The sequence below is a fragment of the Luteimonas sp. MJ250 genome (genome assembly GCF_039548455.1).
In the GTDB taxonomy this organism is placed as follows: Bacteria; Pseudomonadota; Gammaproteobacteria; order Xanthomonadales; family Xanthomonadaceae; genus Luteimonas.
The window spans coordinates 1-9,846 of the sequence record NZ_JBCLVB010000019.1; the positions used below are offsets into that span (position 1 = coordinate 1).

The window sequence follows — 9,846 nt, forward strand, 5'->3', positions numbered from 1 at the left end:
GCGCACGTTTGGTGTAACGAAGTACTCAGGTGCCTTCTGTGGCCCCAAGTGGCTCGTGGCGCACCCCGTTAGAACCAAGAATGTAGTCAGCAAGATCACGAAACGCACGGAATGTCCCCCTAACACCGAAGTTAAGCCGAAACGCGTAGTGGAGCGGAGCACATGGCAAGCTGTACCTGCCATGTGCTTTGCGGAACGAAGCGGTTTCGGCTTGAACGCATTGTTAGGCCTTCCCGCCTGCTGCAGCCAGTACGCGGTTAGTCAATAGCGACCCAGTTTCCCCGCGAATCCCTCCTCAATTGAACCGTTTTCGTGATTGAGGGGCAACAGTTTGCATCACCAGGTGCATGTTCCGACGTTTCTAGAAAAATACTGTTGTGCGTGCTACGCACAATTCTTCCGCCTAGACCTGAGTAGCTAACATCTACGGTGGGCGATGACTGGGCTGGGTCGACTACATAAGAGTCGCCCGTACGAACGTTCACAATGGCGATGTTCGTAGTCGCGGTGCCAGAGCCGCCCAGGCATCCTATGTCGCCGTGCCAAAGCACAGCGAAGGCTGCGCTTTCTCGATCTTCAAAGCTTGCATAGGGTGAGAGCGTGGCAATGTCATCCGAAGTGACCTCTACATCTCCGCAGGAGATGGAAGATGCGTACCTCGAGACGACTGACGCCACGTTCTGATCTACGTCGCTTGAACTGATTGACTGCGAGTATGCGACTGAAGGGGCGAGCAAAAGAGCGAGAGACAAGTACGTTATCTTCATTGATTCTCTACTGAAGGTTGGATGGATGAGGCGCGTGGTTGGGTGTTGAAGGCCTAACACCTAAGTTAAGCCGAATTGCAGCGCGTAGCCGGGCACATGGCAAGCTTTTCCTGCCATGTGGCTGGCGTAGCGATGCAATTTCGGCTTGAACGCATTGTTAGGCCCCGCGGCGGTTTGATACAAAAGGGCGATTTGAGAAGCGCAAGTAGAGTAGCAGTAGTCCCCGCACGAGAAGTAGCCAAGCCGTCACCGTGAAAAGCGCTATGAAGCCGGTGGGAACTCCAGCTTTGCTGAGAAGCGGAACGGAGATTGTGAATACGATTGCGATTGCTAGCCCAACAATGGCGAACGAAGTCAGCCAGGGTAGTCGGTTGGAATGCTCACAGTTTGGGCAGTCGATCTCCACGGACCACAAGTACGACGGCACTAAATCCATCATCGTCGGAGAGATCGCCTGGGAACACTGCGAGCAAGTGACTGCCATCTTGAGAAACCCTCACGAGGGGCCTAACACCAGAATTAAGCCGTGCCGCGAAGCGGCATCGGCTTGAATGACTTGTTAGGCGCTTGGCCCGACTGCGTCACCTCAATGCCGAGCGACATTGGCGGCATGATGTGGCGAAACAGCAGTTGGCCCAGCGGCCCAATCAGCAGTACTTCGCTGAGTGCTCCTTCCCCGAGCGGATCAGACTCCACAACTTGAGCCACGGGAAACGGCAACAGCCCAGCTGCGCCGGCAAAGGGACTCATCGAGTAGGTCTTACCGTTTCTCGCCCATTGTAGTGCTCCCGGATCGCACCTCTCTAAAGAGAGGCCAAGCGAAGGATACTTATCTGGGTCGAGGTACACCTCACACGGAGCCAGCATGACCAAGCCTCCGTCGGAAAGCTCGAGCACGGCCGCGCTCGTGGCGAGTGGCGTGGTGTTTCCGTCAATCCAGGCGGGATGCACCGGCTCGCACAGGGGAGTCAGTACTTGCCGTACTACCGTGTTGACGAGCGACGAAGTGTCCATAAGCGCCTAACACTAGAATTAAGCCGTGCCGCGAAGCGGCATCGGCTTGAATGACTTGTTAGGCCGCGGTCCACTTACCAAGGAAGTTCTGACCACGACCGACCCTCCAGATTCCTGTACTTGCCAGATGCCATGCCCACTAGATAGTAGACGAGCAGAAGGAAGGCGACAGCTATCAGCCCCAAGAAGAACAGGAAGCCGCCCGTGGTATGCGGTATTAGCTGATTGTTTACGAGGAGGACGTAAGGAAGGCCAATGATCGGCGCAGCAAAACAGAGGACGAACAGGACCCAGAAGCTCTTCGGCCTCACGGAGGACTTAACCACCTTGTCGATCAGCGACATAGTTGCTCCCGCGGCCTAACACCAGAGTTAAGCCGTGCCGCGAAGCGGCATCGGCTTGAACGACTCGTTAGGCCGCCGTTCCCTGGCACTTGCGCCCGAAGTGCTGCAACCCAACCCCTGAGGCGAACAGTACAACAAGCGCCGTGTCTGGTGCTGCCGAAACGCACCATGCGCGCGGCCAAGAACTCTCACCGCGCACTGCCCGAAGCCGACCCGGCAGGTTGAATCTTGCGGAGAGTCGCGCCTGTCCAAAGCCGAGGCACACAAAGCTCGCTGCCAATGCCGTCACCGCGCGTGCAAAGAGCCAATCGCAACAGGCAGACCGGATGCGACAAGCAACCGATAACCGGTGCTGCAACAGTGCCGAGAACAAGGCCTAACGCCAGAGTTAAGCCGAGACGCGTAGTGGAGCGAACCACATGGCAAGCTTTACCTGCCATGTGTTTTGCGTAACGAAGCGGCTTCGGCTTGAACGACTTGTTAGGCCGCCGCACGCCGAGCTTGCGCCCGACCTTGCGACAGCCCAACCCCTGAGCGGAACACTACAACAAGTCTGGCCGAACGGCCTGAGGCTGGCACTTGCCGGGGACGGAGCCAAAACCAGCGACTCGCGCGGCTGAGAACTCTCTCAGCGCCCTGTCCGAAGCCGACTCGGCCGGTCGAATCTTGCGGAGAGTAGCGCCAGTCCGAAGCCGAGGCGCTGCAGGGCTGACTGCCGATGTCTGCACCGCGCGTGAGAGGTGCAAACGCTGCGGATACGCGATGCGCTACAGATCGCCTGGAACCCAGCAACAACAGTGCGGAAAACAAGGCCTAACACCTAAGTTAAGCCGAGACGCGTAGTGGAGCGAAGCACATGGCAAGCTGTACCTGCCATGTGCTTTGCGGAACGAAGCGGCTTCGGCTTGAACGCATCGTTAGGCGCGCTACGGCGCACCCCTGTACGCGGCCCACGATGGCAACTTGTGCTTGCGAGCCAGATGCCGAAAGTATGCCGCCATGATGAGACCGAAGAGTGCACCCGCGGCGAGTGCAGAAGCCGCCATGAGACTGATGGGCATGCCCTGACGTGCCCAGAGAACGGCCCACATGAGCAGACCCCAAAACAGACTAAAGAACGCACTCATTGCGAGTGCGCCTGGAATGAATGGAGTAAACAGCGGCGGCGGTACCTCAACGCCGAACCGCCAAAACAGGCGCCAAAGCGGAGGCGCGGCTGTGTTCTTCGGGACGCCGAGCATCGCCATGTGCCGATACATTTCTTCCAGCTTCTCGTGATGTTTCATAAGCTCTTCCAGCCCCTCGCGATGTGTCCCAAGCGCCTAACGCCTAAGTTAAGCCGAGACGCGTAGTGGAGCGAAGCACATGGCAAGCTGTATCTGCCATGTGCTTTGCGGAACGAAGCGGCTTCGGCTTGAACGCATTGTTAGGCACCACCTACCTCGGCCAACATTAGAACCTCTGTTGAGGAGTACAGATTCTCGACCTTGGCAACAACCCGGGCACCCAGAACCCTACGATACAAGTGCTGGGCTCGATTGTCGTCACGAGTGGACACGAGCACTGACTTGAGCGACTGGCCAGATGTTCTTAGCTCCTCGCCTAGAAGTGCCAGTGACTCCCTGATGAGATGCTCGCCGTAGCCTTGCCCTCGCAGCTTGGAAAGAACGGCTATTTGCTCAAGCTCCATTACGGCCGACGCGCGCATCCCGGCCTTTTGTGCCCAGAAGGCATACCCGGCAATTTCTGCCTTGTCCGTGAGGACGTAGGAAAGTATGCGCGGTGCTGCTGCGAGAGTTGCATCCACCCACGACTCCGAATGCATCTGCCGTGGGAATGCCTCTCGATGGATCTTGGCGATCGCATCTGCATCATTCGTCGTCGCTCGCCGCACCGATATGGTCATTTGTGGTGCCTAACGCTAAGTCGACCCCATCTATGGGGCGGTAAATGGGACGGTCGCCGTTGCGAGGCGGCTCGTCAACCACGAGAAATGTCAGGAAATCAACGGGCTACGAAGGTGCCATGTGCCAAGAACCGGGACGTGGCTCGGCGCTATCAGGCGCTAGCGAGGTGATAATTTTTTACCGCGGCTCTTTTGGCCGGTATTGCGACAAACCTGAGGCCTAACACCAGAATTAAGCCGCGCCGCGAAGCGGCGTCGGCTTGAATGAGTTGTTAGCCGCTAGCTGGCGAATGCTCGAACTTGATCTTTGCACCGTTAATCAACCGCATGAATGGTTCTGTTGATGACAGTTTTAGGTCTGCCCAGAGAGTGACTTCAGTGGGGTTGGTCGGCACTTCTGAAAATGGCGCGCCGACACTGAACTCAAAGCCTGTCGGGTCTTGCACAAGTACTTGGCGCTGCAGCAGTTGGAGCTGATGAGCACCATCGGAGCTTAGAGCAAGCAGGTACGTGGACACTGGTATGTCTGCCTTAAACACTCCACCAGAGCGTAACTCCTCTGTTACGCCAAGAAGCGACAGCTTCATTGCAGCCTTGCGAGTTCCAGACGAGGTTGTGAGAGACAAACCTAGATGGCTTTTGGGGACGTCGATCTTGAAATCTGCCGGCACGGATATCTTGACTCGGACTTGTGTTGGGTCGATCTGTGACAGAGCGCGAGGTGACATCGACGACAGGCTCAAGGCCGTGGAAAGCGGAATGGATGCGCAGCCGACACCTAGGGCCACCGATATCGCCAGCACTAAACTCGCAAGAATTCGCATGACTCCCCCTAGCGGCTAACGCCTGAATTAAGCCGAGCCGCGAAGCGGCTTCGGCTTGAATGAATTGTTAGGCCGCAAGCTAGCGCGACTGGCGCCGGAAGAAAAGCCAGAGGCCTACGCAAAGCAAGGCAACCCATAGCGCCAGGTGCAGCCACAGCTCACCAGCTGCCGGAGGAACCCCAAAGGGATCGGCATCGTTGCTGAGTTGTGCGCCCGTAGGATCGATTAGAGCAAGGACGGAGAATGCTGAGCCAAGCAGAGCGATTGCGGCCAGCAGTGCGCCAAGGGCTCGTCCAACGGGTGTCTTAACAGTCCTATTTGAGGAAGGACCTGTCTTTGGGTCGGGAGTGGCCTGTGGCGGGGCGTACGGATCGTCTGACATGCGGCCTAACGCCTTGAGTTAAGCCGAGCCACGAAGTGGCTTCGGCTTGAACGAATTGTTAGGCCGCCGGCCGAAGAGGCGACGCCCCACCGAGGCGAACTTTACGACAGATCTGGCCGGAGGACGCGCTTGCGCCGGGCGCGATCGGGAATGAGCAATTGCCGATCGATCCGTGAGCCAGCGGCTTGCGCTGTGAATTGTCGAGGGTAGGCGGAGTGCGATCGCGTCTGGAGCGACAGGTTTGCGCCGTGAGCTATCAGCGGTGCGAACTGGCACAGCAATTGCACTTGCCCGAGCGGCCTAACGCCTGAGTTAAGCCGACCCGCGAAGCGGGTTCGGCTTGAATGAATTGTTAGGCGCATGCTCCTCAACACAGAACATCCGGGCCATCGGTCGACCAGAAGTCATTCCGTCGTCTTGCCGTCAAAGTGCTCGTTGTCAGCCTCCGCATCCTCGCGAGTATGGTGAATAACGCCGTCTCGGTGATTGGGAGGCGCGTAGATTGTGTAGAGCTTGAGGGGGGCGTTTCCAGTATTGATGATGTTGTGGTTTGCCCCGGCCGGAACAATGATCCCAAAACCGGCTTTGATCGCTGTCCGGACACCGTCAAGAATCGCTTCCCCGGTACCTTCCTCCACGCGAAAGAACTGATCCAGCGTGTGAACTTCCGCCCCAATCTCTTCGTTGGGCTTTAATGCCATGATGACAAGCTGGCAATTCTTCGCCGTGTACAGCACCTGACGAAACTCGTCGTTCTTAACGGCAATACTCTCAATGTCCTGTACGAAGCCTTTCATGATGTTTCTCCTTTGTATCGAACAATCATATCCGTCGAACCCGTCGCATGCGCCTAACACCAGAGTTAAGCCGTGCCGCAGCGGGGCGTGAAGCACATGGCAAGCTGTATCTGCCATGTGGTTTGCGCCCCGATGTGGCATCGGCTTGAACGACTCGTTAGGCCGCCGCTGCCCGACACCTGCGCCGAACCCCTGCAGCCCAACCCCGAACCGAAACACTACAACAACTTGGCACAGCTGGGCCGTACCTTGGAACTACGAAGCGCGAACTACAGCTCGCGTGTGCGAGGAGCCTCACCAGGATCTGTCCGAAGCCGACCCGGCAGGCCGAACCTTGCGGAGGGTCACGCCTGTCCGAAGCCGAGGTGCTGCAGGACTGACTGCCGATGCCTGCACCGCGCGCGCGAGGTGCAAACGCTGCGGATAAACGAGGCGCTACAAATTGCCTGGAACCCGGCAACAACAGTGCGGGAAACAAGGCCTAACACCAGAGTTAAGCCGAGCAGCGTAGTGAAGCGAAACACATGGCAAGCTTTACCTGCCATGTGTTTTGCGTAACGAAGCGGATTCGGCTTGAACGACTTGTTAGGCCGCCGCTGCCCGGCACTTATGCCCAACCCGCGACGGCCCAACCCCTGAGCCGAACAGTACAACAAGTCTTGCTGGAGAGCTTGACCTGGCACGTGGCGCGAGCGGAGCCTAGAAGATCAAGTCGCGCGGCCAAGAACTCTCACCGCGCACTGCCCGAAGCCGACCCGGCCGGTCGAATCTTGCGAAGAGTCGCGCCTGTCCGAAGCCGAGGTACTGCAGGTCTGACGGCCGATGCCGGCACCGCGCGTGCGAGGTGCAAAACGCTGCGGATAAGCGAGGCGCTACAGATTGCCTGAAACCCGGCAACAACAGTGCGGGAAACAAGGCCTAACACCTAAGTTAAGCCGAATTGCAGCGCGTAGCTGGCAACATGGCAAGCTGTACCTGCCATGTTGACGGCGTAGCGATGCAATTTCGGCTTGAACGCATTGTTAGGTTGCTCCGGGCCGAAAGCCCCTTACAACCCATCGGATTATGTGGATGACGAGGTAGGCGACTAGCCAACTAATGACTGGGACAAGCGCAATGGCAAGGAGAAAGCCGCCCCAATTGAAGTGCTTACTGTCCGGCGTTCCGGCAACGAGCGCTCCAGGCGCGCAGCCGTATGCCTCCTCAAGGGTAAATGCCTTTTGATTGGGAGACATTTCCGCAGCGGGCGCGCTGCAACTTGGAGGCTGACCTGGAGCTGATGTTACAAACGCTCCGAATGCGATGGCGAGGAATAGAACGCATGCCGCCCACACGCCGGTGAGTACGACTCCAATTCTCTGCCACCCATTTAGTCGATTAAGCATGGTGAGCAACCTAACGCCTGAATTAAGCCGCGCCGCGAAGCGGTGTCGGCTTGAATGAATTGTTAGGCCCCGCCTCGTCGTCTTGAGTCAAGGCCACGTCTTGAGCAGTCTCTTGACGCTTCCGGCGCTCAGACTTCTTGTAGCCAACCTTCTTGGCAAGGGCCGCGACGTCTGGATTGTCCGGATGCGCGATTTCCTGGCGGGGGTTGTCTCGTATTACTTGCGCGATGGTTTTATGGATGCTTCTGCTCATTGCCCTTCCAGTGCGCTGTAGAAGTTGTTGCGGGGCCTAACACCAGAGTTAAGCCGTGCCGCAGCGGGGCGTGAAGCGCATGGCAAGCTGTACCTGCCATGTGATTTGCGCCCCGATGTGGCATCGGCTTGAACGACTCGTTAGGCCGCCGTTCCTTGGCACCTGCGCCCGACGTGCGGCAGCCCAACCCCTGAGGCGAACAGTACAACAAGCGCCGTGCTTGGTGCTGCCGAAACGCACCCTGCGCGCGGCCAAGAACTTTCACCGCACACTGTCCGAAGCCGAACCGGCAGGTCGAATCTTGCGAAGAGTCGCGCCGGGCCGAAGCCGAGGTGCTGCAGGGCTGACTGCTGATGCCTGCACCGCGCGTGCGAGGTGCAAACGCTGCGGACAAGCGAGGCGCTACAGATTGCCTGGAACCCGGCAACAACAGTGCGGGAAACAAGGCCTAACACCAGAGTTAAGCCGTGCCGCGAAGCGGCATCGGCTTGAACGACTCGTTAGGCCGCCGTTCCCTGGCACCTGCGCCCGATGTGCGGCAGCCCAACCCCTGAGGCGAACAGTACAACAAGCGCCGTGTCTGGTGCTGCCGAAACGCACCCTGCGCGCGGCCAAGAACTGTCACCGCGCACTTCCCGAAGCCGACCCGGCAGGTCGAATCTTGCGAAGAGTCGCGCCTGTCCGAAGCCGAGGTGCTGCAGCGCTGACTGCCGATGCCTGCATCGCGCGTGCGAGGTGCAAACGCTGCGGATAAGCGAGGCGTTACAGACTGCCTGGAACCCGGTAACAACAGTGCGGGAAACAAGGCCTAACACCAGAGTTAAGCCGTGCCGCGAAGCGGCATCGGCTTGAACGACTCGTTAGGCCGCCGTTCCCTGGCACCTGCGCCCGACGTGCGGCAGCCCAACCCCTGAGGCGAACAGTACAACAAGCGCCGTGTCTGGTGCTGCCGAAACGCACCATGCGCGCGGCCAAGAACTCTCACCGCGCACGGCCCGAAGCCGACCCGGCAAGTCGAATCTTGCGAAGAGTCGCGCCCGTCCGAAGCCGAGGTGCTGTAGGGCTGACTGGCGATGCCTGCACCGCGCGTGCGAGGTGCAAACGCTGCGGAGAAGCGAGGCGTTACAGATTGCCTGGAACCCGACAACAACAGTGCGGGAAACAAGGCCTAACCGCCTGAATTAAGCCGCGCCGCGAAGCGGTGTCGGCTTGAATGAATTGTTAGGCCGCAGCTTGCCATACGCCAGTGATGCCAACACGGCACCCACTACCCATGCGGCAAGGGTTTTGGTGCCGTAAGTGAGATGGCCCGACAACCCCATTGCAAGAAGCGTGACAGCGAGGAACGAGGCAAGTGACCACGAAGCACGAGCCTGAAACACCAGGAGCGCGGCAAGGTGGATGAGCAGCGCAATAAGTGCAGCCCCGAGCCCAAACACAACGACCGCCTCCCAGACCGCCAGCGGGGCCCACGAGGGCATCACGAATGCGTTGGTGTAGCCAAGCGTTGAGATGGATACGAAGTAGATGGCGATACCCGACACCGCGCCGCCGATGATGCTCTTAATGGGTACTTGCATGATCCTCTCCCTGCGGCCTAACACCAGAGTTAAGCCGTGCCGCGAAGCGGCATCGGCTTGAACGACTCGTTAGGCCGCCGTTCCCTGGCACCTGCGCCCGACGTGCGACAGCCCAACCCCTGAGGCGAACAGTACAACAAGCGCCGTGTTTGGTGCTGCCGAAGCGCACCACGCGCGCGGCCAAGTACTCTCACCGCGCACTGACCGAAGCCGATTCGGAAGGTCGAATCTTGCGAAGGGTCGCGCCTGTCCGAAGCCGAGGTGCTGCAGGGCTGACCGCCGATGCCTGCACCGCGCGTGCAAGGTGCAAAAGCTGCGGGCAAGCGAGGCGTTACCGATTGCCTAGAACCAAGCAACAACAGTGCGGGAAACAAGGCCTAACACCTGAGTTAAGCCGTGCCGCGAAGCGGCATCGGCTTGAACGAATTGTTAGACGTCACTCCTGCGCCCTTTCGGTCGATTGATCCTGCAGGTCACTGATCAATGACTCCATCTCGCCAATCTCACGGCGTTGAGCCTCAATGATCTCATCCGCAAGGGTTCTTACTCGGGGGTCCGAGATCCGGGCCCGCTCACTTGTGAGGATTGCAATGG

Annotated in this window: 9 protein-coding genes; all 9 read right to left on the reverse strand. The window is 58.7% G+C overall.

Annotated features, from left to right (window positions below):
* Window positions 1–1,286 precede the first annotated feature (1,286 nt).
* Window positions 1,287–1,664 carry a hypothetical protein gene (locus WCE37_RS14530; RefSeq protein WP_343279964.1) on the reverse strand — a complete coding sequence of 126 codons (378 nt, stop codon included), beginning with the start codon at window positions 1,662–1,664 and terminating at the stop codon, window positions 1,287–1,289.
* Window positions 1,665–1,855: 191 nt separating this feature from the next.
* Window positions 1,856–2,125 (reverse strand): hypothetical protein, encoded by a 270-nt coding sequence (locus WCE37_RS14535; protein WP_343279965.1) that lies wholly within the window; start codon window positions 2,123–2,125, stop codon window positions 1,856–1,858.
* A 926-nt stretch (window positions 2,126–3,051) separates the two neighbouring features.
* On the reverse strand, window positions 3,052–3,411 hold the full coding sequence (locus WCE37_RS14540) for a DUF6404 family protein (protein ID WP_343279966.1): 360 nt from the start codon (window positions 3,409–3,411) through the stop codon (window positions 3,052–3,054).
* A 140-nt stretch (window positions 3,412–3,551) separates the two neighbouring features.
* Complete coding sequence (locus WCE37_RS14545; RefSeq protein WP_343279967.1) at window positions 3,552–4,031, reverse strand: GNAT family N-acetyltransferase; 480 nt, start codon at window positions 4,029–4,031, stop codon at window positions 3,552–3,554.
* A gap of 272 nt (window positions 4,032–4,303) precedes the next feature.
* Window positions 4,304–4,855 (reverse strand): hypothetical protein, encoded by a 552-nt coding sequence (locus WCE37_RS14550; RefSeq protein WP_343279968.1) that lies wholly within the window; start codon window positions 4,853–4,855, stop codon window positions 4,304–4,306.
* 786 nt (window positions 4,856–5,641) lie between these two features.
* A complete protein-coding gene (locus WCE37_RS14555; RefSeq protein ID WP_343279969.1) occupies window positions 5,642–6,034 on the reverse strand; it encodes a cupin domain-containing protein in 393 nt (130 codons plus the stop codon).
* 1,407 nt (window positions 6,035–7,441) lie between these two features.
* The gene (locus WCE37_RS14560; RefSeq protein WP_343279970.1) at window positions 7,442–7,672 is read right to left on the reverse strand and encodes a hypothetical protein; all 231 of its coding nucleotides are present in this window, start codon (window positions 7,670–7,672) and stop codon (window positions 7,442–7,444) included.
* A 1,181-nt stretch (window positions 7,673–8,853) separates the two neighbouring features.
* Window positions 8,854–9,252 carry a hypothetical protein gene (locus tag WCE37_RS14565; RefSeq protein ID WP_343279971.1) on the reverse strand — a complete coding sequence of 133 codons (399 nt, stop codon included), beginning with the start codon at window positions 9,250–9,252 and terminating at the stop codon, window positions 8,854–8,856.
* A gap of 436 nt (window positions 9,253–9,688) precedes the next feature.
* Window positions 9,689–9,844, reverse strand: a complete 156-nt coding sequence (locus WCE37_RS14570; RefSeq protein WP_343279972.1) for a DUF305 domain-containing protein — start codon at window positions 9,842–9,844, stop codon at window positions 9,689–9,691.
* Window positions 9,845–9,846: the final 2 nt, after the last annotated feature.

Excerpts from the sequence above, each read along its gene's own strand:
- WCE37_RS14535 (WP_343279965.1), bottom strand. The coding sequence starts at position 2,125 with ATGTCGCTGATCGACAAGGTGGTTAAGTCCTCCGTGAGGCCGAAGAGC.
- WCE37_RS14540 (WP_343279966.1), bottom strand. The coding sequence starts at position 3,411 with ATGAAACATCACGAGAAGCTGGAAGAAATGTATCGGCACATGGCGATG.
- WCE37_RS14545 (WP_343279967.1), bottom strand. The coding sequence starts at position 4,031 with ATGACCATATCGGTGCGGCGAGCGACGACGAATGATGCAGATGCGATC.
- WCE37_RS14550 (WP_343279968.1), bottom strand. The coding sequence starts at position 4,855 with ATGCGAATTCTTGCGAGTTTAGTGCTGGCGATATCGGTGGCCCTAGGT.
- WCE37_RS14555 (WP_343279969.1), bottom strand. The coding sequence starts at position 6,034 with ATGAAAGGCTTCGTACAGGACATTGAGAGTATTGCCGTTAAGAACGAC.
- WCE37_RS14560 (WP_343279970.1), bottom strand. The coding sequence starts at position 7,672 with ATGAGCAGAAGCATCCATAAAACCATCGCGCAAGTAATACGAGACAAC.
- WCE37_RS14565 (WP_343279971.1), bottom strand. The coding sequence starts at position 9,252 with ATGCAAGTACCCATTAAGAGCATCATCGGCGGCGCGGTGTCGGGTATC.